Consider the following 22455-nt stretch of genomic DNA (forward strand, 5'->3'; position numbering starts at 1 on the left):
GCACTTTCTGCTTTCCTGACCGCCTGCCGGACAGCCCGCTTCATGAAAGCGCGAGGTTAAGGCCATAAGTTCTCCGAGGCTCATGCTGCCTCGGTGAACCAGTCCTCATCGTCAATGAGAACCATTGCCTCGGTGGATTCCTCGCCAACCTTGAGGCGAAACGTAGTCTTGGCCCCCCTCTTGGCCCCGGTAGTCTCGACTTCCAGCCAACCGGCATCAACCAGGGCCTTGATTCCCCGCTCGGTGTAGCGGCGGAGATTACCGGCACGGTCCCTGACACCAACTGCATCGGCCAGGGAACGATAAGGCAATGTCACCTCGGAGTCGTCACCGCAAAGTCGGGCTATCTGTCGCGCCACGGCCTGTCCGCTCCGCGGCACGTACAGGATGACTTCCTGATACCAAAGAGCAGCTTGTCCGGTCGGGGGCTTGTGTTCTGCTGCCAAGGCAAAGCCCCTCTTGCGCAGCTTCAAGATGTGAGTGTCAATCGAGTAAACGTAGTCTTCCAGGAATGCCAATGGTGTCTCCTCATGTGTCATGAAAAAGGCCCTGGCGGTTACCGGGGCCTGCTGTCATCTGGGCATGACAAAGGCCCATGACGGTTGCCATGGGCCCTTGGTGGGTGGTGCTATTCAGTTAGTGTCGTACGCAGTGCGTAGCGACTATCCGGCGTAGATGGTCAGAAGGTCGAATGACTGGCTCCCCGGAAAGAACGAGTGTCGGTTGTCGTGGTGCTCCTTCTCGATGATGCACTCCCCGAGGGGCTTGCCCAGTTCCGTTTCCAACCTGTTCAGCTCTGCCACGTCGTCCTGGTCCACCAGATCCGTGATCACCAACTGGTAGTATCGCCCGAACGGTTCCCCGATCACTTCCGCGATCAGCATTGCCTCGGTCTCCACCCACGTCCGGGTGGTCTCGATCTTGCCCGAGTAGATCAGTTCCAGTGCCTTGCTGTGGTCCGCCTCGGTCGGCGTGATCATGTCCAGCATGGTTTGTCCCCTCCCGCTATGTACATCGCTGAGCACGTTGCGTTTGTTTCGTCTGGCTGCTGTGGTGTCGGTCACTGCTGAGAGTCAGTACCGGTCACCCATGCGCTGTACGGCCTTCACTGCCCTGACAGTGGCCATGTCCGAGGCGTACCGGTCCACCATGCTCCGGGACTTCCATCCGGCCAGGGTCATGACGTCCCCTTCTGCCACTCCCGCGGACAGAAGATCGTGGGCGAAAGTGTGGCGGACTGATGTGGACGGACGGCGCCGTACCCGGCTTCTTTGGCTCTGCGGTTCACCATGCGGTAGAGCCCTGAGTACTTCATGCGCCCGCGGTTCCGGGTGCCAAGCCAGAGCCATTCACTGTCCGAGAGCTTGTGCTGTTCCCTGGCCCTGAGATACCGGGTGAGTGCCATCACCGTCTTGGGCTGCAAGGGGATGAGCCGGCCTTCTCCTGCTGCCCTGGCGTCCTTGAGTGGCACCACCTGTAGAAGGCCCTGGCTCAGGTGGAGATCCCCGAGGCGCAGTGACAGGAGTTCCTCGGCCCTGAGCCCCTCGGTCAGGCACCGGATCATGGCGTGGTCCCGGACCTTCTCGAAGTCTCGGACCCTGGGGTGACCGTTGCCCGTGGCCTTGAGGAGATCCCTGACAAGTTCGGGTGTCAGTGTCTTGGGCTTGGTCCCGGTGGGGGCGGAGTACCGGTGCAGTCTCCGGTCCCGGTAGGGGTTCGGGTGATCGAATTCGTCTTCGAGCCACTGGAAGAAGACCCGGAGGTTCCTCTGTACTGCGTTGGTGCCGCCTCGGTCGTGGGTGGCGTTGTAGTCCCGGAAGAAGGTGTTCAGGGTCTCCGTGTCGAGCCGGTAGTCAGTGAGCCCCTGGCGGCTCATCCATGCCCCGAGGGTCCTGACCGCCTCTGCGTAAGTTCTGATCGTCTTCTCTTGGTAGGGACGGCCGTGCTTGTTGACCGTGGCCCTCAGATGGATGACGTATTCGTCGGCGAACACAGGATCTCCTAGCGCCGTGGCTAGGCAAGGTTGTGTCAGACAGTCGCCTTACCTAACCGTGTCTGGTTGGTGTGGCGTACTGCCCTGTGTCCGTTGTCTGGTCTGTTTCTGCTGGTCAGACCTTGTATCGGTGGGCGCGGACGGTTTCGAACCGCCGACATCCTGCTTGTAAGGCAGGCGCTCTACCCCTGAGCTACGCACCCGTGCCCGGGCGCTGTGCACCAGGACGAGCCGACAGCCTACCTTGCCCGGGGCGCGGTCCCGCAAACCCGTACCGGCGGGCGGGCCCCGCCTGTTGCGGGGGGATATCCCCACCACGGAAACGGGAGTCGGCCGGATCGTCCGCCGGTCCCCGGCTCCATACGGTCGAAGTGCGCTGGAAGGCGCCCTTCGACCGTTCAGGGGGAGACCGTCATGACCCGCACGAGCCGTACGTTCCGCACCACCGGAGACCGCCGCACCGGGAAGGGCCACGGCAGCGCCCCCGCCCGGCTGGCGCTCGCCGGCATCTCGGTGGCGCTGCTGGCCGGCGTGACCGCCTGCGGGACCTCGGCCGCGTCCGACGACACCCCCGAGCACCGGACCTTCGACGTCCGGGGCGGCACCCTCACCGTCGACTCCGACGACTCCGAGCTCGAGATCGTCGCCACCGACGACCAGGAGGAGGGGAAGGTCGAGGTCACGCGCTGGTTCAGCGGGAAGGTCGCCATCGGCTCCGATCCCGAGGTGACGTGGAGCATGAAGGACGACCGGCTGACGCTGCGCCTGAAGTGCTCCGGCATCGTCGTCGACTGCTCCGCACGCCACCGCGTCGAGGTGCCCCGCGGGCTCGCGGTCAAGGTCGAGGACGGCGACGGCAGCGTACGGGCGAAGGGTTTCAAGGACCCGCTCAGCATCCGCGCCGGCGACGGCTCCGTCCGGGTCACGGACACCTCCGGGCCCCTGGAGCTGCGCACCAATGACGGCTCGGTACGTGCCGACGTCTCCTCCCGCACGGTGCGCGTGCACAGCGGCGACGGCTCGGTGCGCCTCACGCTCGGCACCGTGCCCGACCGGGTGGACGCCCGCACCCGCGACGGTTCCCTGACCGTCGAACTGCCCCGCGCCGCCTACCGGGTGGACACCGAGACCGGCGAAGGAGGCGAGCGCGTGTCCGTGCCGCGCGACGACTCCAGCCCGCACCGGTTGACCGCCCGCACCCGCGACGGAGGACTCGTGGTCCGTACGGCGAACTGACTGACCCGTGTGTTCGTCCTGTACCGGTGGGAGAATGACACCGGGCAGGGCGAACGACAGTACGGGAGAGGGATGTGACGGCGACACCAGCGCAGCCGTACTCGCCGTCGAAGCCGCGCGTGCGCCGTGCGCGCGGCCGCATTCCGCTCCGAGCCGCGCAGGACGTCCTCACGCTGACGGTGCTGCCCCTCCTTGCCGCGCTGGCCCTGCCGGCCGCGTTCGCCGGCGGCGGCACCCGGCGCTGGTTCGGCGGGCGTGCGGAGAGCCAGCGCGCCGAGGCGCAGGCCGCCAAGGACGCGGCCGCGGCCGCCTTCTACGAGCTGGACACCGCCCAGCGCGATCTGCGCATCTCCATCGAGACGATCAACGCGGTCGACGACTCGCCCGCCGCCCGGCGTGCCATCGCCGACTTCGAGGCGCTGGGCCGGCGCATCGACGAGGCCAGCCACCGCTACATCAGCGCCGTCGACGCCCACGACCTCGACCGCGACGACCTCGACGCCTCCTCCGCCTCCCGCGCACGCGGCGAGCTGACCGCCGCCAAGGACGAGCTCACCCGGGTCAAGCAGGAGCTGGACCGTTTCGCCGAGGGGCTCGGGCCGCTGCTCGGCAAGGCGGAGACCCAGCTGGCCCGGCTGGCACCCGCCGTGGAACGCGCCCGGCAGGCGCTGCTCGCCGCCTCCACCGCGCTGGACACCGTGCGCGGCGCCGGTCTGAAGGCCGACGACCTGGCCGCCCGGCTGGCCGCCCTCTCCCCCGAGCTGACCAGGCTCAACGAGGGCGCCGGCCGGCACGGCGTGCCGCAGACGCTGGAGCGGGCCGGGCGCGTCACCCGCGAGGCCGAGGCGATCCGCGTGGAGGCGGAACGGCTGCCGGAGCGGGCCGCCGAGATCGACCGCCGGCTGGTCTCCCTGCGCACCCGCGCCCAGGCCCTGACCACCCGCTCCGAGCAGGTGGAGCCGATCCTCAGCGAACTGCGCCGCCGCTTCACGGTCGCCTGCTGGCAGGACCTGCAGCGCGTCCCCGAGGTCGCCGTGGACAACGTCCGCCGGGCCGAAGCCAAGCTGGCCGAGGCGCGGGCCGCGCGGGACGAGCAGCGCTGGGCCGACGCCACCGCTCTGCTGTCGACCGTGCGGGCGCTGCTCAACACCACCGACGAGGCCGTCTCCGCCGCCGGTGACCGGCTGAACCGGCTGAACGCCGTGCAGAAGGACCCCCAGCAGGAGATCGAACGCACCCGTTTCGCCCTCCGCGACGCCCAGCGCCTGGCCATGGCCGGCCGCAACACCCCCGACCCGCGCCACGCCGGACCCCTGGACGCCGCCGTGGCCCGCCTGGAGCAGGCGATCGCCGGCCTCGAGGGCCGCCACCCCGACTACTGGCGCTTCCTGACGGAGACGGAGGCGGTGCGGGCCACCGCGGCCGAGGTGGTCGCCCGGATCCGCGAGGAACGCGGCGCCGGCGCCCACTGAGCCGGTTAACCTTTGCCCATGCCTCGCTACGAATACCGTTGCCGGACCTGCGGCGACACCTTCGAACTCAGCCGGCCCATGGCCGAGTCCTCCGCGCCCGCCACCTGCCCCGCGGGCCACGACGACACAGTGAAACTCCTCTCCACGGTCGCCGTCGGCGGCAGCTCGTCGGCCGCGTCCCCGGCCCCGCAGCCGAGCGGCGGCGGGGGCTGCTGCGGCGGCGGCTGCTGCGGCGGCTGAGGGCACACGGCCGGGCCGGCCGGGCCGGCCGGGCCGGCCTGCTTCGAAGAGGGGGCACAGCCGGTGCGGCTGCGGCGGCCTCGGTTGTGGTGACCGTACGCCCGGTCCGCGCCCGGCGGCGGCTGCCGCCGAGGCGGCCGAAGCACCCTGAATTCCCGTAGCACGGACACCGCAGCCGCCGACGGCATACCCCGGCCCGCTCGAAGAAGACGCGCGAACGACGGCGGCCACCGCACGGGGAGCCCGCCAACCACCCGCAGACTCCCGCACGGCACCGACACCGCAGCCGCCGACAACACATCCCGGCCCGCTCGAAGAAGACGCGCGAACGACGGCGGCCACCGCACGGGGAGCCGGCCAACCACCCGCAGACTCCCGCACGGCACCGACACCGCAGCCGCCGACAACACATCCCGGCCCGCTCGAAAAAGACGCGCGAACGACGGCGGCCACCGCACGGGGAGCCGGCCAACCACCCGCAGACTCCCGCACGGCACCGACACCGCAGCCGCCGACAACACATCCCAGCCCGCTCGAAAAAGACGCGCGAACGACGGCGGCCACCGCACGGGGAGCCGGCCAATCGGCCGCGGCCACCGGCGGGGCCGACGCCGTCGTCGCCGACGGCACACCGCCCGCGCCGGCCCGTCCGCTACCGGCCACCCGCCACCGGCGCTGTGAGCCTGCACCGCCCCCAGCGGACCCTCCTCGCGGAGAGGCTCCCGCGCGGTCGGCCGAGCGGGAGCTGCCGGTGCGGCAGTCGGCGGCCGGCTTCCGAGACGCGGAGCGCCTCAGCGCGGGGCGCGCACCGTCCGCAGCAGTTCCCGCAGGATGCGCTCGCCGGCCAGGACGCCACGCTCCGGGAGGGCCCGGACGCCGGGTGCGCTCCAGTCGACGTCGGCCAGTTCGCCGTGCCCGGGCCGCCAGGAGCGGTCGGCCGCCAGCAGGAGGTCCACGTCGAGCAGGGAGTCGCCCGCGGCCAGCGTGAGGTCCGCTCCGGTGCGCCGGGCGATCTCGTGCATGGCCGCGCTCTTGGTCAGCGGCGCGGGCACGGCGTAGATCTTGCGGCCCTGCAGCGACACCGTCCAGCCCCGGTTCTCCGCCCAGGCGGCCAGCTCCTTCACCCACTCCTCGGGCAGCAGTTCGCGCTCGACGACGAGGTAGGCGAAGAGGTCGTCGGCGACGCGCTGCTTGCGCACCCACACCGGGTCGGCGGTGCGCAGCAGATGCTCCCGCACCTCCGGCAGCGGCGCGCACTCGTCGGCCAGGCGGGCCAGGACGCGGGCGTGCCAGTCGCGGTCGGTCTCCCCGTCGACGAGGAGGTGCCCGCCGTTGGCGCAGATGGCGAACCTCGGCGGCGGGCCGGGGAGATTGATGCGCTGGTACTGCTTGCGGGTGCGGGTGGTGGTCGGGACGAAGACGGCGGCGTCGCCGAGGTCGGTGAGGAGCCCGGCGGCGGTCTCCGTCATGTAGGACAGCGGCTTGCTCTCGTGGACCTCCACGCACAGCAGGCGCGGCGCCCGCGCGTCCGGCATGGTCAGGGCGAGCGCGGCGGCCGAGTAGATCAGCGTGCGGTCGAGGTCGCTGGCGACGAGGGCGGGCATCAGACGCTCACCGCCCTGCCGTCGGCGCCGGTCGCGCCGCGCGTGTAGCGGGGGTGGATCAGGCCGACGCAGGTGTAGGGCAGCTCGTCGGCCTCCTCGACCGGGACGCCCCGCTGCTCGGCCAGCAGCCGGACGTGGTCGAGGTCCCGGCCGGCCCCCTTGCGGGCCAGCACCTTCCACGGCACCCGGCGCAGCAGCACCCGGGTGGTCTCGCCGACGCCCGGCTTGACCAGGTTGACGTCGTGGATGCCGTACTCCTCGCTGATGCGCTCCACCGCGGCCCAGCCCTCCCAGGTGGGGGTGCGGTCGGCGGCGAGCAGCTCCTTGGCCTGGGCGCAGGCGGCGTCGGTGACCTCGTCGAAGCGGGCGGAGACGGCGTCCAGGAAGGCCACCGAGACGTCGGAGGAGGCGAGTTCGCGGTAGAACTTGGCGCCGTGGAAGTCGTCCGGGCCGACCAGGTCCGCGCGCAGCACGGTGCGGGAGATCAGGCCGGAGACGGTCGAGTTGAGGCAGGCCGAGGGGATGAGGAAGTCCTCACGGGTGCCGTAGGTGCGCACGCAGGATCCGGGGTCGGCCAGCACCGCGATCTCCGGGTCGAAGCCGGTGATGCCGTACTTCTTCTCGAACTCCTCGACGGCCTGGGCGAGTTCGCGGGTGATGGCGCCCTTGCCGGTCCAGCCGTCGACGAAGACGACGTCCCGCGGGTCGTGGTGCTCGGCCAGCCAGCGCAGCGCGTTGGCGTCGATGCCCCGGCCGCGGACGATGGAGACCGCGTAGTGCGGCAGGTCGAGACCGTGGCGGTGCTGGGCCCAGCGGCGCATCAGGATGCCGATGGGGGTGCCGGCGCGGGCCAGGGAGACCAGGACCGGGCGGGGCGTGGGGGTCCCCCCGCTCGAACGAAGCCGAGAGTGGGGGCGCTCGGCGAGGACGGTCTCGGTGACCACGCCCACCGCGTGCGCGATACGGGCCGCCGAGGCCTGAAGGGCCGCGTGGTACAGCTCCTGGTACTGCGGGGTCGGCTGGTACTCCACCGGCAGCGACTCGGCGTAGTGCGCGCCGCCGCTCTGGATGGCCTCCTCGCGCTCCTCGGTCGGTGCCTCCAGCGTCACGTGCGAGAGGTCCTGCAGCAGCCATCCGACCTCCTCGGGCGCGTACGAGGAGAAGGCGGGGCCGCGTAGGGGCTCGGGCAGCACGGAGGCGGGCCTTTCCAGGGGGTCGTGCGCAGGAGACCGGTCGGTGCGCCCGGCGGGCGGGACGTACGACGGTACGACGGCGAGCAGCACGTGCGGGGTGTGCTCGGCGAGCCGGGCCAGCAGGCCGTCGGGGGCGTGCAGCGCGGGGGTGTCGGCGACGGAGTCGACGACCGCGACGACGGCGTCGAAGCCGGCGCCGGCGACGTTGTAGGCGTAGCGCTCGCCGGGGCCGTCGGCGGGGTCGTCGTGGGCCGGGAAGACCAGACGGGTGCGGATCGCGTAGCCGGGGTCGTCGACGGCGAGGACGGGCGATCGGGTGGTGGTGGAGAAGCGGACGTCGGCGTCGGTGCCGCGCTCCAGCTCGCCGGCGAGGCGGAGCGGGGCGTACATCAGCTCCTCGAAGCCGAGCACCAGGACGCGGCGGGCATCGGCGGGCAGGGCCCCGGCGATCCGGGCGGCCATGCCGGGCAGGGCCTGCTCCAGCCGGTCGCGCTGCGCGGGGGTGAAGCCGTGCCGGCCGCCGTCGGGCAGGCCCTCGGGCCAGCCCAGGTCCACGCGGGTGATGCGGCCGGGTTCCGCCGGTCCCGCGGCCGGCGGATGCGCGGCGGCTTCCGCCTCGTAGCGGGCGACCAGCTCCTGGCCCTTCTCCAGCACGCCGTCCGGCAGCCGCACGGTCCCGGAGGCGGCGGCCACCAGGTCGACGCGGGCGCCGATCTCCTCGGCGAAGCCGGCCAGCCGCCGGGCGTCCTCGGGCGACCGCATGTCCACCAGCGCCACCACCACGTACCAGCGCCGCGGATAGCGCCGGTGCAGGGCGCGCACGGTGTTCAGCACCGTGTTGCCGGTGGAGAACTCGTCGTCGACCAGGACCAGCGGCCCGTCCCCGGCCAGCAGCGCGGGGTCCTCCGGGAGCAGCAGATGGGAGGTGGCGTGGGAGTGGGACTCCTCGAAGCCGCCCGCGGTGGCGACGCCGGGGACGGGGCGGCGGGTGGAGTGCAGGTAGGGGGCGACGGCCAGGCCGTCGGCGACCGAGTGCCCGAGGCTGGTCGCGGTCTCCGCGTAGCCGAGGACCACGGCCTTGTGCGCCTGCTCGCCAAGGAGCTCACGCACCCGGCGGCCCAGGCGGACGCCGTGCCCGTGCACCACGGACGGGGTCTGGGGAACGTGCTTGCCGAGCACGTTGGAGACGAGCAGATGGGCCCGCTTGGGGTTACGGCGCAGCGCCATCCCCAGCAGCTCGGTCAGGTGTCCGTCCCCGGCCAGCTCGACTCCGAGCCGCTCGGCGACCCAGCTGCCGGACCAGACGTCGCCGGCCCGCGTTTCCTGACGCACCCCGCGGTGCACCCCCTCGTTCACAGTGCTCTCTCCATCATTGTCCGGGCATGGTGTCCGGGCACGGCCCGGGGTCACTGCGCCAGCCCGGCCGCCAGCAGCTCCACGAAGCCGATGTCCTCGTTGGCCACGCCGAAGACCTCGGCGCGCAGCAGGGTCCGCTCCGCCCAGGCGCGGTGCGGCTTCACCTCGTTCATCTTGTTGGTGTACGCGGACCGCAGCACTCCCCCGCCGTCGCGTTCCGGCCGCAGGATGTCCTGGGCGTCGCTGAACTCCTCGTGGCTGACCACGGACAGCGCGTGCACGGGCAGCACGTGGGAGGGGTGGATGCAGGTCTTGCCGAGCAGGCCGTTGGCCTGGTCGAGGGAGATCTCCCGCAGCAGGCCGTCCATGGCGTGCTCGATGAGCTTCTGGCGCAGTTCGACGGCCTGCACCTCGAGGAACGGGCTCTGCCGCAGCTGCGGCTTGAACATGCGCTCCTGGACGCGGAAGTACTCCCACACCGGGCCGGTCACGGTGAAGCCGGTGCCGTCGGCGCGGGCCAGCATGTTCACCACGTCGGCGATCACCGAGGCGACTATCTGGACGTCGTAGGCCGTCATGTCGGGGCCGCGGCGCAGCCCGTAGGAGGCGCAGAAGTCGGTCACCCCGAGGCGCAGGGCGAGCACGCGGTCGCGGTACTTGCCGACGGCGCGGGCGATGCCCTCCAGGGTCTCCACGCGGGACTCGCGGTAGAGCAGCTCCGGGGACTCCAGGACGGGCATGGCGAACAGCCGCCGGCCGGTCTCCGCCTCGGCGAGGGTGAGCGCCTCCAGGAACGGCATGCCGTGTTCCTCGGTGAACTTCGGCAGTACGAATCCGGACAGCAGCCGGACGGCCGGGCCGAGGCGGCGCACCAGGTCGGGGATCTGCTCGGGGGTGCGGACGCGGATGAACAGCAGGGGCAGTTCCCCGCCGGGCCGCCCGGCGAGGTCGGTGAACTGGCGGACCAGGTTCTCCTCGCCGGCGAGGACGTCGGCGTCGTCGATGGAGTCCTCCAGGCACAGCACCATCGACACCACGCCGCGTCCGGCCTGCTTGACGATGTCGTCGGCCAGCCGGGGGCGCGTCGCGGGGCTGTAGAGGGTCGCGCCGAGAGCCGCGGAGAGAAGCCGGGCCGGGGAGTCCGGCGTGAAATCGGCGGGCTCCCGGTAGAAGAGACGTTTCCGCACCTCTGGGGCGACGTGCCCGAAATGACGCATGGAACTCCCCGTGTGAAGTGTCGGAAGGTGGCCGGTAATAGTACGTAGCAATCGATGTCCCGGGTTCCCACCGGGCATGAACTTCACGTAATCCCACGGTGTCGGGCGCACACCCCGCATTGTCGTGATCAGGACGGAGAAGGCAGGATGACCGCATGACGCACGCGATGCTGAAGGGGTCCAACATCCCGCTCGAGGCCACCACGGTACGCGCCGTGCTGCGCTGGTCACCCGGGCAGGGGGTCCCGGACGTCGACGCCTCCGCGCTGCTGCTCGGCCCCGACGGCCGTGTGCGCTCCGACGACGACTTCGTCTTCTACAACCAGCCCCGGCACCCCTCCGGGAAGGTGTGGCGGCTCGGCAAGAAGCGGGTGGCCGAGGGCCTGACCGACACGATCCAGACAGACCTCGCCGGGGTCGAGTCCGGCGTCAGCCGCATACTTCTGGTCGCCTCGGCGGACGGCGTCACCTTCGACCAGGTGCGGGCCCTGCGGATCCTGCTGCACGACGCGCAGGACCCGGACGGCGAGCCCCTGGCGTACTTCGACGTCAAGCCGGAGACGGGGCAGGAGACCGCGCTGATCTGCGGCGAGCTGTACCGCCGCGGGGAGGGCTGGAAGTTCCGTGCGCTCGGCGAGGGCTACTCGAACGGGCTGAAGGGCCTGGCGACCGACTTCGGCATCTCGGTCGACGAGTCCGAGCCGGAGCAGGAGCCCTCAGCTCCCTCGGCGACTCCAGAGGCCCAGTCGCCGGAGCCTCCGGCCCAGCCGCCCTCTGCACCGTCTGCGCCGTCCGTGCCGCCCGCACAGCCCCCCGTCGCCGCCCCGCTGCCCCCGGAGGTCCCGCCGCAGCCCGCGCAGCCCGCCTACGGCTACCCCCAGCAGCCCCCGGCCACCCAGCCCGCGTACGGCTACCCCCAGCCGACCAGCCCGCCCGCCTACGGCTACCCGCCGGCAGCGGCCGCCGCCGCCCCGGACCCCGACTTCCGCCTGCCACCCCAGGGGCCGCAGTTCATCGGCCGCTAGGGGCTTTCGTCTGGATCAGGCTGCGGGAATCGCCGACAGGCCCTGGGTCACCGGTCAGGGGCGCCTGGGCTCCAGGCGCCCTTCTCGTGCCCGCCGGCGGGCTAGGGAGTGTCCGCAAAGTCCCGCCTGCTCCGCGACGCCCCGCACGCTCCCCCAGAGGGGGTACCCCCACTCGCCGCACCGGGCGAACACCCGAGTACCACCAGTACGCGGGTGTCCGCCCGGCACTCCCCCAGCCTTCGGCCGGGGGGACCCCCAGAGCACGCACCGGACGCCGCGGAGCCCGCCCTCCGGGCGGACGACGCGACTTTGCGGACACCCCTAGCGCGTCGCCTTGGACTTGTAGCCGCGGCCCCACTGGAGGCCCCAGCCGTAGAGGCGGTCGAGCTCGGCCTGGAAGCCGTAGACGAACTTGACCTCGCGGCGGACGATGATCTCGTTCTTCACGTTCTCGATCATCACGACGGCGCAGGAGCGTGCCTGCGGGGCGCGCTCGTCGAGGCCGATCTGGATGCGGGGGCCGTTGCTGGGGTAGAGGGTGACCACCGCGTGGGTGCGGTCGAAGGCCGGGGTCTGGTCGTAGATGTAGGCGAAGACCAGCAGGCGCTTGATCTCGTCGCGGTGGTCGAGGTTGACGTACATCGTCTCCCCGGACGCCGAGCCGAAGCGGTCGTCGCCGCTGAGCTTGACGTAGGGCGGCGCGTTGACGTCGCCGAGGTAGTTGCCGAGCGGCTGCACCACGCCCTTGGTGCCGTCCTGCAGTTCGTAGAGGCAGCCGAGGTCCAGGTCGACGTTGACCATGCTCTGGCTGTGCCCGACGACCTCCGGCGGCTTGAGCGCCCTGAAGGGATGGCGCAGCAGGCTCTCGCGCTGGGAGCCGCCGATGTCGGAGGTGCGCATCCGCCAGCTGAGGTTGATGCGCAGATGCCCGGTGGCCGCGCCCTGCTTGGTCAGGGAGACGTGCCCGTGCCGTTTGGTCAGCTCGATGGCGTTGGTGGCCGCGTTGCCCGAGTCGAAGTCCGTTCCGCGACCGCGCCACAGTCCGTCCAGCAAGCCCATTCCCGCCCCAGATCCGCTTGTCGAACCCCGCCGCATGACCGGCGGGGCGGCCGTGAGGAGAGTCCTCGACGACCGCCCCGCTGGGAAGCGTTCCTCACCCGGAGGGCTGTCACACCCCGGAGGTGACCTCCGTCTTGGTGCCGGCCTCCCCCTCGGCCGCCGCGAGCGCCCGGTTGCGGCGCACGGAGGACCAGAAGGACCAGCCGATGAGAACCACGCCGATGAGGCCGGTGATGATCTCGTTGATCTCGTACTGGATGGTGACCAGCAGGATCACGGCCAGGGCGCCGATCGCGTAGTGCGCGCCGTGCTCCAGGTAGACGTAGTCGTCCAGGGTGCCCTGGCGGACCAGGTACACGGTGAGGGAACGGACGTACATGGCGCCGATGCCGAGGCCGAGCGCCATCAGGACGATGTCGTTGGTGATGGCGAAGGCGCCGATGACACCGTCGAAGGAGAAGGACGCGTCCAGCACCTCGAGGTAGAGGAACATGAAGAACGCGGCCTTGCCGGCCAGGGCGATCGCCGACTTGGGCTTGCCCTCGCGTGCGGCCTTCTCCTCCTCCTCGTGCTCGCGCTCCTCCTCTTCCTCGAGGCGGTCCTCGAAGTAGCCGGAGAGCCCGCCCACGATCATGTACGTGATCAGACCGGCGATGCCGGCGAGCAGGACCGTCTGCGCCTTGTCGGCATGGGCGCCGCCGTGCTGGTGGGCGTTGGCACCGAAGGTCGTCGCGGCGATCAGCAGGACGATCAGCGAGATGCAGACCGACAGCATGTCGATCTTGCCGAGCTTGGCCAGCGGGCGCTCCAGCCAGCCCAGCCACTTGATGTCACGGTCCTCGAAGATGAAGTCGAGGAAGATCATCAGCAGGAACATGCCGCCGAACGCGGCGATCGCCGGGTGGGCGTCGGTGACGAGCTCCTGGTAGCGGTCCTTGTCGGTGAGCGCGAGGTCGACGGCCTCGAGCGGACCGAGCTGGGCGCTGATGGCGACGATGACGACGGGGAAGACCAGCCGCATACCGAATACGGCGATCAGGATGCCGATGGTGAGGAAGATCTTCTGCCAGAAGGCATTCATCTTCTTCAGGATTCCGGCGTTGACCACCGCGTTGTCGAAGGACAGCGAGATCTCCAGGACGGAGAGGATCGCCACGATGCCGAAGGCGGTCCACCCCCCGTAGAAGACCGCTGCGACCAGGCCGAGCGCGGTGACCGCGAACGACCAGCCGAAGGTTTTCAGAACCACTGGCTACCCCATCGTGTAATCACGGGTATCCCCCGCTGCCGTACTCGGCTTTACGAAACGTTGACTCCGAAGTCTAGAGCGATCCCCCGCAGCCCCGACGCGTACCCCTGACCGACTGCACGGAACTTCCACTCGCCCTGGTAGCGGTAGAGCTCGCCGAAGATCATCGCCGTTTCGGTGGAGGCGTCCTCGCTCAGGTCGTAGCGGGCGAGCTCCTGGCCGTCGGCCTGGTTGACGACACGGATGAAGGCGTTGCTGACCTGCCCGAAGGTCTGGCCGCGCTCGTCGGCCATGTGGATGGAGACCGGGAAGACGATCTTGTCGCACTGCGGCGGCACCTTGGTCAGGTCCACCAGCAGGGACTCGTCGTCGCCCTCGCCCTCGCCGGTGAGGTTGTCACCGGTGTGCTCCACCGAGCCGTCGGGGCTCTTGAGCTGGTTGTAGAAGATGAACCACTCGTCGCCCATGACCCGGCCGCCGGTGCACATCAGGGCGCTGGCGTCGAGGTCGAAGGGGGCTCCGGTGGTGGAGCGAGCGTCCCAGCCGAGCCCGACCATCACCTGCGTGAGGTTGGGTGCGGCCTTGGACAAGGAGACGTTGCCTCCCTTGGCGAGCGTGACGCCCATGAGTCCCTCCCCGGGTGCGTTCTTTTCTCAGGTGGTCCTGCGCGTCCGGCGCCGCACGTAAACCGTGCGGCGCCGGGCGGATCGAGGGTGGTTCGGCTCAGACGTTCACGCCGAAGTCCTGCGCGATGCCGCGCAGGCCGGAGGCGTAGCCCTGGCCGATGGCGCGGAACTTCCACTCCGCGCCGTGGCGGTAGAGCTCGCCGAAGACCATGGCCGTCTCGGTGGAGGCGTCCTCCGAGAGGTCGTAGCGGGCGATCTCGGTGCCGCCGTTCTGGTTGACGACGCGGATGAAGGCGTTGCGCACCTGGCCGAAGGACTGCTGACGGTTCTCGGCGTCGTAGATGGAGACCGGGAACACGATCTTCTCGATGTCGGCCGGGACGGCGGCGAGGTTGACCTTGATCTGCTCGTCGTCGCCCTCGCCCTCACCGGTGAGGTTGTCACCGGTGTGCTCGACGGAGCCGTCGGGGCTCTTGAGGTTGTTGAAGAAGACGAAGTGCTGGTCGCTCGCGACCTTTCCGGAGCTGTTCAGCAGCAGCGCGCTGGCGTCCAGGTCGAAGTCGGTGCCGGTCGTGGTGCGGACGTCCCACCCCAGTCCGACGATGACGGCGGTCAGGCCCGGCGCCTCCTTGGTCAGCGATACGTTGCCGCCCTTGCTGAGGCTGACTCCCACGAGTCCTCCATATGGTGTCCTGGGGCGGGATTGCCCCATCGTGCGTGGATGTCGGATCAACGAGTCGATCCTAGTGAGGGGTTCCCGGCCGCCGCAGGCCCGCAACCCGAAGAATTACAGGGTGTCGAGCGCCTTGACGTACTCATCGAGGTCGCGGGCGTCCGGGAGGCCGTTGACGACCGTCCACCGCACGACACCCTCCTTGTCGATGATGAAGGTGCCCCGCACGGCGCACCCCTTGTCCTCGTCGAAGACGCCGTAGGCCCGCGAGACGTTGCCGTGCGGCCAGAAGTCCGACAGCAGCGGGTACTCGAGGTTCTCCTGCTCGGCGAAGACCCGCAGGGTGTGGATGGAGTCGTTGGAGACCGCCAGCAGCTGGGTGTCGCGGTCGGTGAACTGCGGCAGGTTGTCCCGCAGCTCGCACAGCTCCCCGGTGCACACGCCGGTGAAGGCGAAGGGGTAGAAGATCAGAACCACGTTCTTCCGGCCGCGGAAGCCGGAGAGCTTCACGCTCGCGCCGTGGTTGTCCTTGAGCTCGAAGTCGGGAGCCTTTTCGCCGACCTGGATCGCCATCGTCGTGTTCATCCCCTTCGGTGGGCCGTTCGGACGATGGACACCTTACGCAGGCGCGGCACAAAGCCGGCGGACGGGCTGATCGCGTCAGCCCGTCCGCCGTCGGGTACGTCGTGGCCGCTCAGGCCGTGGCGGCCCTTCCCAGGCGCCGTCCCCGGGGCCGGCCGCCGCGGCGGGCGGCCGTGCGGCGACGCGGGGTCACCGCTTGGACTTGGCTGCCTTCGGCGTGGCGAGGCGGCTGCCGCTCCAGTCCTTGCCGACGCTGACGCTCTTGGACGCCGTCAGGCCGGCCGTGGTCGCGGCTTCCGAGATGTCGCTCGGCTCCACATACCCCGCACGGCCGGTCTTCGGCGTGAGGAGCAGGATCGAGCCGCCCTCTTCGATGTACGTGGTGGCATCCACCAGCGCATCCGTCAGGTCGCCGTCGTCGTTGCGGAACCACAGCACAACGGCGTCGGCCACGTCGTCGTAGTCCTCGTCGACGAGGTCGCTCTCGATGACGGCCTCAATGGCCTCGCGGAGCTCCTGGTCGACGTCGTCGTCGTAGCCGATCTCCTGGACCACCTGCCCGGGCTGGAACCCCAGCCTGGCGGCAGGGTTCGTCCGCTCCTCCGCGTGGTCCGCGGTCGCGCTCACGGGTTGCCTCCTGATCATGTCTTGGGAATAACTCAGCCACGCGCGTGCGCGAAGCATTGGCCGTAGTCCACACGGGCGGGACGGATCGCGCAAGTACCCGGCCGTCCGGACCGCCGAAACGGTGACGTTTGCGGCCGGGTCGCCGCAACTCCAGGCACACCATCATGGCTCGCGGTGACATACACCACACCTTTGTGCCCATTTTGCGCGTTTGGGAACCGTCTGCGGGTACGAGACTCGAATGAGTTCGCCCCTTACGTTCCCCCACCGGTCCGGCCACGGGTTACCTCGCAGTAGAGATGACGTACACCGCGCCGAGGTGGACCATGGGAGCGGCGCGACCCGGCATGTCCGGCGACAAGAGCGAAGCAGCGGCCGTCCTTACGGCCCTTCGACAGGTAAGGAACAGCGTGGCTTCCGCATCCGATCGCAACCCGATCATCATTGGCGGCCTTCCGAGTCAGGTTCCTGACTACGACCCCGAGGAAACGCAGGAGTGGCTCGACTCCCTGGACGCCGCGATCGACGCGCGCGGCAGGGAGCGGGCCCGCTATCTGATGCTGCGGCTGATCGAGCGGGCCCGCGAGAAGCGCGTGGCCGTGCCCGAGATGCGCAGCACGGACTACGTCAACACGATCCCCACCAGCGCGGAGCCGTTCTTCCCGGGCAACGAGGAGATCGAGCGCAAGATCCTCAACGCCACCCGCTGGAACGCGGCCGTGATGGTGTCCAGGGCCCAGCGGCCCGGCATCGGCGTCGGCGGCCACATCGCGACCTTCGCCTCCTCCGCCTCGCTGTACGACGTGGGCTTCAACCACTTCTTCCGCGGCAAGGACGAGGGCGACGGCGGCGACCAGGTGTTCTTCCAGGGGCACGCCTCCCCCGGCATCTACGCCCGCGCCTTCCTGCTGGACCGGCTGACCGAGAAGCACCTGGACGGCTTCCGCCAGGAGAAGTCGAAGGCGCCCTACGGTCTGTCCTCGTACCCGCACCCGCGGCTGATGCCGGACTTCTGGGAGTTCCCCACCGTGTCGATGGGCCTCGGCCCGATCAGCGCGATCTACCAGGCCCGGATGAACCGCTACATGCACGCCCGGGGCATCGCGGACACCTCCCGGTCGCATGTGTGGGCGTTCCTCGGCGACGGCGAGATGGACGAGCCGGAGTCGCTGGGCCAGCTCACCCTCGCCGCCCGGGAGGGCCTGGACAACCTGACCTTCGTGGTCAACTGCAACCTGCAGCGCCTGGACGGCCCGGTGCGCGGCAACGGCAAGATCATCCAGGAGCTGGAGTCGGTCTTCCGGGGCGCCGGCTGGAACGTGATCAAGCTGATCTGGGACCGCTCCTGGGACCCGCTGCTCGCGCAGGACCGGGACGGGATCCTGGTCAACAAGATGAACATCACGCCGGACGGCCAGTTCCAGACGTACGCCACCGAGACCGGCGCCTACATCCGCGAGCACTTCTTCGGCGACGACCACCGGCTGCGCGCCATGGTCGAGAACATGACCGACGACCAGATCCTGCACCTGGGCCGCGGCGGTCACGACCACCGCAAGATCTACGCGGCGTACAAGGCGGCCCTGGAGCACAAGGGCCAGCCGACGGTCATCCTCGCCAAGACCATCAAGGGCTGGACGCTGGGCCCGAACTTCGAGGGCCGCAACGCCACCCACCAGATGAAGAAGCTGACGGTCGACGACCTCAAGCGCTTCCGGGACCGCCTGCACCTGCCGATCCCCGACAAGGACCTCGAGTCCGGTCTCCCGCCCTACTACCACCCGGGCCGGGACAGCGAGGAGATCCAGTACATGCACGACCGCCGCAAGGCGCTCGGCGGTTATGTGCCGACGCGGGTGGTCCGCTCCAAGCCGCTGAAGCTGCCGGGCGACGCGACGTACGCGACGGTCAAGAAGGGCTCCGGCCAGCAGTCGATCGCCACCACCATGGCGTTCGTGCGGCTGCTGAAGGACCTGATGCGGGACAAGGAGATCGGCAGGCGGTTCGTGCTGATCGCGCCGGACGAGTACCGCACCTTCGGCATGGACTCGTTCTTCCCGAGCGCCAAGATCTACAACCCGCTCGGGCAGCAGTACGAGTCGGTGGACCGGGACCTGCTGCTCGCCTACAAGGAGTCGCCGAACGGGCAGATGCTGCACGACGGCATCTCCGAGGCGGGCTGCACGGCCTCGCTCATCGCCGCGGGCTCGGCGTACGCCACGCACGGCGAGCCGCTGATCCCGGTGTACGTCTTCTACTCGATGTTCGGCTTCCAGCGCACCGGCGACCAGTTCTGGCAGATGGCCGACCAGCTGGCGCGCGGCTTCGTCCTGGGCGCCACCGCGGGACGCACCACGCTGACCGGTGAGGGCCTGCAGCACGCGGACGGCCACTCGCATCTGCTGGCCTCCACCAACCCGGCCTGTGTCGCCTACGACCCGGCCTTCGCCTACGAGATCGCCCACATCGTCAAGGACGGTCTGCGCCGGATGTACGGCGGCGACCAGCAGCACCCGCACGGCGAGGACGTCTTCTACTACCTGACCGTCTACAACGAGCCGATCCAGCACCCGGCCGAGCCGGAGAACGTGGACGTCGAGGGCATCCTCAAGGGCCTGTACCGCTTCAGCGAGGGCACCTCGGGCTCGACGCCGGCGCAGATCCTCGCCTCCGGCGTGGCAGTCCCCTGGGCGGTGGAGGCGCAGAGGATCCTCGCCGAGGAGTGGGACGTCAGGGCCGACGTCTGGTCGGCGACCTCCTGGAACGAGCTGCGGCGCGAGGCGGTGGCCTGCGAGGAGCACAACCTGCTGCACCCGGAGGAGGAGCAGCGGGTGCCCTATGTGACGCGGAAGCTGAGCGGGGCGCAGGGCCCGGTGGTCGCGGTGTCCGACTGGATGCGGTCGGTGCCGGACCAGATCGCGCGCTGGGTGCCGGGGACGTACCAGTCGCTGGGGGCGGACGGCTTCGGCTTCGCCGACACGCGGGGTGCGGCCCGGCGGTTCTTCCACATCGACGCGCAGTCGATCGTGGTGGCGGTGCTGACCGAGCTGGCCCGTGAGGGCAAGGTCGACCGGTCGGTGCTCAAGCAGGCCATCGACCGCTACCAGCTGCTCGACGTCTCCGCGGCCGACCCGGGGGTGGCGGGCGGCGACGCCTGACCCTGCGGGGCGGAGACAGCAACGGACGAGGGGCGGGCCCGGCAGTGGGCCGGGGCCCGCCCCTGTCGGTGTCTGCTCCTGATGTCTGCTGTCCGCCGGCGGTCAGAGCAGTCCGCCGCCCGGCGGGGCGGTGCCGGCGAGCCAGAGGAGCGCCAGCAGGGTGTCGATGGCGCCCAGGACGAGGGCGACCAGCGCGGCCACCGGGCGGGAGCCCGCCCAGCTGCGGCCCATGGCGAGCCAGCCGCAGAGCATGGCGACGGGGCCGAGCACGATGCCGAGGGCGAAGAATCCGGCGACGGCGCAGACGACTCCGGCGATGCCGAGCGCCGCCCGGTCCGGCCCAGCCCTCCGTGACCAGGTACGGCCGCGTGAGCGGGGATGCCTGCGGGTGCCGCCACCGAAGCTCGCCATCGTCAACTCCCTGATTTCCGTGATCAGTTGGAATGTCGCGGTGTTGACATGGCGGGTGCCCCGGTCCGGGCGGTGAATGCCCGTGGGAATGCCCGCCGGGAGCACGGGAGACGGCGGACGGGACGCTGCCTGGCGCGCTGCCCCCCTCCAGCAGCGCGCCGCAGCCGTCGTCCTCCGGCTTTGCGGAGGACTTGACCCACTGTGACCTGCGGGCCCTCCCGAGGAGGGATCACCGCGTGCGTTCACCCGGATGAGCGAACTCGGTCCCGAGGGCCCGTCAGATGTGGCCGACCCCTGCGCCGGCCTCCGCGTTCGCCCCCCGCTTGGTGAGGAACGCGACCAGCACCGCCACCACGGCGACCCCGGCGGCGACCAGGGAGGCCAGGTGCATGCCGGAGATGAAGGTGTCGTGGGCGACGTCCGTGATCTTCGCGGCGATCGCCTCGGGTGTGCCCTTCGGCACCGGCGCCACACCGACCTGGACGGCCTCGGCCGCCTGGCCCGACTGCTCCGGGGTGAGCGGCGGGAGCCCAACCTTGGTCCAGTTGCCCTCGAGGTCGGAGTCGACCTTGGAGGCCATCACCGCACCGAGGACGGCGGTGCCGAGGCTGCCGCCGATCTGCATGGCGGCCTGCTGGAGACCGCCGGCGACACCGGAGAGCTCCATGGGCGCGTTGCCCACGATGACCTCGGTGGCGCCGACCATGACCGGGGCGAGGCCGAGGCCGAGCACGGCGAACCAGAGCGACATCGGACCGCTGCCGGTGTCCTTCTCCAGCGTCGACATGCCGAACATGGCGATCGCGGTGCAGGCCATGCCGCCGGCCAGCGGGATGCGCGGGCCCACCTTGGTGATCAGTGCGCCGGCGAGCGGCGAGGCGACGATCATCATGCCGGTGAGCGGCAGCAGGTGCAGACCGGCGTCGACCGGTCCCATGCCGTGGACGTTCTGCAGATAGAAGGTGACGAAGAACAGCCCGCCCATGAACGCGATGGCCATCAGGACCATCAGGACCACACCGGCGGACAGCGGCACGGAGCGGAACAGGGTCAGCGGGATCAGCGGCTCCTTGACCCTCGTCTCCCAGAGGGCGAACAGGAGGAAGCCGGCGACCGAGGCGACGATGTAGAGCCAGGTCTCGCCGTCGCCCCAGCCCCACTCGGGAGCCTTGATCAGGGCCCACACCAGGCAGAACATGGCCCCCGACAGCAGGGCGATGCCGAGCACGTCGAAGGAGCGGGGCGCGTTCTCGGCGCGGTGGTCGAGCAGGATCCACACGCCGAGCAGCACGGCGAGGATGCCGACCGGCACATTGATGAAGAACACCGACTGCCAGTTCACGTGCTCGACGAGGACGCCGCCGAGGATCGGGCCGCCCGCCGTGGAGGCGCCGATGACCATGCCCCAGATGCCGATCGCCATGTTGAGCTTCTCGGCCGGGAACGTGGCCCGCAGCAGACCGAGCGCGGCCGGCATCAGCAGCGCGCCGAACAGTCCCTGGAAGACACGGAAGGTGACGACCAGCGCGATGCTGCCGGACAGGCCGATCGCGGCCGAGGCGGCGGCGAAGCCGGCGACGCCGATGAGGAAGGTCTGGCGGTGACCGAACCGGTCACCGAGCTTGCCCGCGGTGATCAGGGTGACCGCGAGGGCGAGGAAGTACGCGTTGGTGATCCACTGGAGCTGGGCCAGGCTGGCGCCCAGGTCCTTGCCGATCGCCGGGTTCGCGATGGCCACGATGGTGCCGTCGAGGGCCACCATCATGACCCCCACGGCGACGGTTATCAGCGTGAACCAGGGGTGGCCGCGCAGCCCCTTGTCCGGCTTCGCGTCCGACGGGGCCGCCGGTGCTCCGTCCCCCGGCCCCGCTTTGTCGATGGTCGTCTGACTCGTCATGCGAAAGAGGCTAATGTCAGCGACTGACAGTTGACAAACCAATTCAGCTGTCGGTAACTGACACGCCACATCCGATTAGCCTGAACTGGGAAAACAGTTCGAGGAGGAACTCATGGAGACGGTCGGGGCCGTCGAAGCGGTACCGCGGCCCGGTCTGCGGGAGCGCAAGAAGCAGCGCACCCGGGACGCCCTGGTGCGGGCCGCCCTCGAGCTGTTCGCCACCCGCGGCTGGGAGGGCACGACGGTCGACGACATCGTCGCCGCCGTGGACGTCTCGCAGCGCACCTTCTTCCGCTACTTCGCCAGCAAGGAGGAGGTGGCGTTCTTCGTCCCGCGGCTCGCCGAGTCCCGGGTCGTGGAGGCGCTGCGGGCACGCCCGCCCGCCGAGCCGCCCCTGGAGGCGCTGCGGCGGTCCGTGCTGGACAGCTGGGACGAGATCAACGCCGCCGTCGAGCAGGTCGTCCCGCTGGAGCTGCATCTGCGGGTCTACCGGGTCATCGAGTCGACGCCGGCGCTGTTCGCCGCCCATCTGCGCCGCTCGGCGGAGCTGGAGGAGGAGCTGGCCCGCATCATCGCCGGGCGCGAGGGACTCGATGTGGACGCCGACCCCCGGCCGCGCATCCTGGTCGCCGCGTTCGGCGGCGTGATCCGGGTCACTGAACGGCTGTGGTCCGCAGGAGCGGACCTGAGCCTCGCCGCCATGCGCGATCTGATGGCGACTTACCTGGACCAGGTGGGCCCTGCCCTCGCGGGGGACTGGCGTACGAGCTGACCGGGGACGCGCGTACGAGCTGACCGGGGACGCGCGTACGGGCTGACCAGGGACGGGCGTACGGG

20 protein-coding genes and 1 tRNA gene are annotated in these 22455 nt (G+C 70.2%); 6 read left to right on the forward strand and 15 right to left on the reverse strand.

The features are described 5' to 3' along the window. Positions 1 to 80: 80 nt before the first annotated feature. The 4 genes from ABD207_RS29740 to ABD207_RS29755 all read right to left on the reverse strand — a co-directional run bounded on the left by ABD207_RS29740 (position 81) and on the right by ABD207_RS29755 (position 2196). On the reverse strand, positions 81 to 518 hold the full coding sequence (locus ABD207_RS29740; RefSeq protein ID WP_344016363.1) for a hypothetical protein: 438 nt from the start codon (positions 516 to 518) through the stop codon (positions 81 to 83). 144 nt (positions 519 to 662) lie between these two features. Continuing rightward, entirely contained in the window at positions 663 to 1064 is a 402-nt protein-coding gene (locus ABD207_RS29745) for a hypothetical protein (protein ID WP_344016364.1), read from the reverse strand. A gap of 113 nt (positions 1065 to 1177) precedes the next feature. Beyond that, a complete protein-coding gene (locus tag ABD207_RS29750; protein WP_344016365.1) occupies positions 1178 to 1993 on the reverse strand; it encodes a tyrosine-type recombinase/integrase in 816 nt (271 codons plus the stop codon). Positions 1994 to 2124: 131 nt separating this feature from the next. Next, positions 2125 to 2196, reverse strand: a tRNA-Val gene (locus ABD207_RS29755). 211 nt (positions 2197 to 2407) lie between these two features. Here ABD207_RS29755 and ABD207_RS29760 point away from each other — a divergent pair. The 3 genes from ABD207_RS29760 to ABD207_RS29770 all read left to right on the forward strand — a co-directional run bounded on the left by ABD207_RS29760 (position 2408) and on the right by ABD207_RS29770 (position 4941). Next, positions 2408 to 3229 carry a DUF4097 family beta strand repeat-containing protein gene (locus ABD207_RS29760; RefSeq protein ID WP_344016366.1) on the forward strand — a complete coding sequence of 274 codons (822 nt, stop codon included), beginning with the start codon at positions 2408 to 2410 and terminating at the stop codon, positions 3227 to 3229. Positions 3230 to 3303: 74 nt separating this feature from the next. Further along, on the forward strand, positions 3304 to 4701 hold the full coding sequence (locus ABD207_RS29765; RefSeq protein ID WP_344016367.1) for a hypothetical protein: 1398 nt from the start codon (positions 3304 to 3306) through the stop codon (positions 4699 to 4701). An 18-nt stretch (positions 4702 to 4719) separates the two neighbouring features. Further along, entirely contained in the window at positions 4720 to 4941 is a 222-nt protein-coding gene (locus ABD207_RS29770; protein ID WP_344006569.1) for an FmdB family zinc ribbon protein, read from the forward strand. Between the two features lie 791 nt (positions 4942 to 5732). Here the strand turns inward: ABD207_RS29770 and ABD207_RS29775 are convergent. The 3 genes from ABD207_RS29775 to ABD207_RS29785 form a co-directional block, all read right to left on the reverse strand. Then, positions 5733 to 6545 (reverse strand): HAD family hydrolase, encoded by an 813-nt coding sequence (locus tag ABD207_RS29775; RefSeq protein ID WP_344016368.1) that lies wholly within the window; start codon positions 6543 to 6545, stop codon positions 5733 to 5735. Continuing rightward, complete coding sequence (locus ABD207_RS29780; RefSeq protein ID WP_344016369.1) at positions 6545 to 9070, reverse strand: phosphoribosyltransferase; 2526 nt, start codon at positions 9068 to 9070, stop codon at positions 6545 to 6547. The genes ABD207_RS29775 and ABD207_RS29780 overlap by 1 nt, the downstream gene beginning before the upstream one ends. A 74-nt stretch (positions 9071 to 9144) precedes the next feature. Beyond that, positions 9145 to 10311 carry an HpcH/HpaI aldolase/citrate lyase family protein gene (locus ABD207_RS29785; RefSeq protein WP_344016370.1) on the reverse strand — a complete coding sequence of 389 codons (1167 nt, stop codon included), beginning with the start codon at positions 10309 to 10311 and terminating at the stop codon, positions 9145 to 9147. 155 nt (positions 10312 to 10466) lie between these two features. Here ABD207_RS29785 and ABD207_RS29790 point away from each other — a divergent pair, with 155 nt between their 5' ends. Then, on the forward strand, positions 10467 to 11336 hold the full coding sequence (locus tag ABD207_RS29790; protein WP_344016372.1) for a TerD family protein: 870 nt from the start codon (positions 10467 to 10469) through the stop codon (positions 11334 to 11336). A 321-nt stretch (positions 11337 to 11657) separates the two neighbouring features. On the opposite strand, the gene ABD207_RS29795 is transcribed toward ABD207_RS29790, so the two are convergent. The 6 genes from ABD207_RS29795 to ABD207_RS29820 all read right to left on the reverse strand — a co-directional run bounded on the left by ABD207_RS29795 (position 11658) and on the right by ABD207_RS29820 (position 16152). Beyond that, positions 11658 to 12395, reverse strand: a complete 738-nt coding sequence (locus ABD207_RS29795; RefSeq protein WP_344016373.1) for a TerD family protein — start codon at positions 12393 to 12395, stop codon at positions 11658 to 11660. Positions 12396 to 12504: 109 nt separating this feature from the next. Next, a complete protein-coding gene (locus ABD207_RS29800; protein WP_344016374.1) occupies positions 12505 to 13644 on the reverse strand; it encodes a DUF475 domain-containing protein in 1140 nt (379 codons plus the stop codon). A 50-nt stretch (positions 13645 to 13694) separates the two neighbouring features. Next, positions 13695 to 14270: a TerD family protein gene (locus ABD207_RS29805; RefSeq protein ID WP_167997164.1), complete on the reverse strand. Its 576-nt coding sequence runs from the start codon at positions 14268 to 14270 to the stop codon at positions 13695 to 13697. Between the two features lie 97 nt (positions 14271 to 14367). Continuing rightward, on the reverse strand, positions 14368 to 14943 hold the full coding sequence (locus ABD207_RS29810; RefSeq protein ID WP_344016375.1) for a calcium homeostasis/redox stress adaptation protein: 576 nt from the start codon (positions 14941 to 14943) through the stop codon (positions 14368 to 14370). 114 nt (positions 14944 to 15057) lie between these two features. Beyond that, a complete protein-coding gene (locus ABD207_RS29815; RefSeq protein WP_344016413.1) occupies positions 15058 to 15516 on the reverse strand; it encodes a peroxiredoxin in 459 nt (152 codons plus the stop codon). A 198-nt stretch (positions 15517 to 15714) separates the two neighbouring features. Continuing rightward, positions 15715 to 16152 carry a DUF3052 domain-containing protein gene (locus ABD207_RS29820; protein ID WP_344016376.1) on the reverse strand — a complete coding sequence of 146 codons (438 nt, stop codon included), beginning with the start codon at positions 16150 to 16152 and terminating at the stop codon, positions 15715 to 15717. A gap of 410 nt (positions 16153 to 16562) precedes the next feature. Between ABD207_RS29820 and aceE the strand changes: the two genes are divergently transcribed. Next, the gene (aceE, locus tag ABD207_RS29825) at positions 16563 to 19310 is read left to right on the forward strand and encodes a pyruvate dehydrogenase (acetyl-transferring), homodimeric type (RefSeq protein ID WP_344016377.1); all 2748 of its coding nucleotides are present in this window, start codon (positions 16563 to 16565) and stop codon (positions 19308 to 19310) included. Between the two features lie 102 nt (positions 19311 to 19412). On the opposite strand, the gene ABD207_RS29830 is transcribed toward aceE, so the two are convergent. Continuing rightward, entirely contained in the window at positions 19413 to 19721 is a 309-nt protein-coding gene (locus ABD207_RS29830) for a small hydrophobic protein (protein ID WP_344016378.1), read from the reverse strand. A gap of 277 nt (positions 19722 to 19998) precedes the next feature. Then, the gene (locus ABD207_RS29835; RefSeq protein ID WP_344016379.1) at positions 19999 to 21618 is read right to left on the reverse strand and encodes an MFS transporter; all 1620 of its coding nucleotides are present in this window, start codon (positions 21616 to 21618) and stop codon (positions 19999 to 20001) included. A 112-nt stretch (positions 21619 to 21730) separates the two neighbouring features. Between ABD207_RS29835 and ABD207_RS29840 the strand changes: the two genes are divergently transcribed. Further along, complete coding sequence (locus tag ABD207_RS29840; protein WP_344016380.1) at positions 21731 to 22390, forward strand: TetR family transcriptional regulator; 660 nt, start codon at positions 21731 to 21733, stop codon at positions 22388 to 22390. Positions 22391 to 22455: the final 65 nt, after the last annotated feature.

This window comes from Streptomyces thermospinosisporus, from assembly GCF_039526425.1.
Classification (GTDB): Bacteria; Actinomycetota; Actinomycetes; order Streptomycetales; family Streptomycetaceae; genus Streptomyces; species Streptomyces thermocarboxydovorans.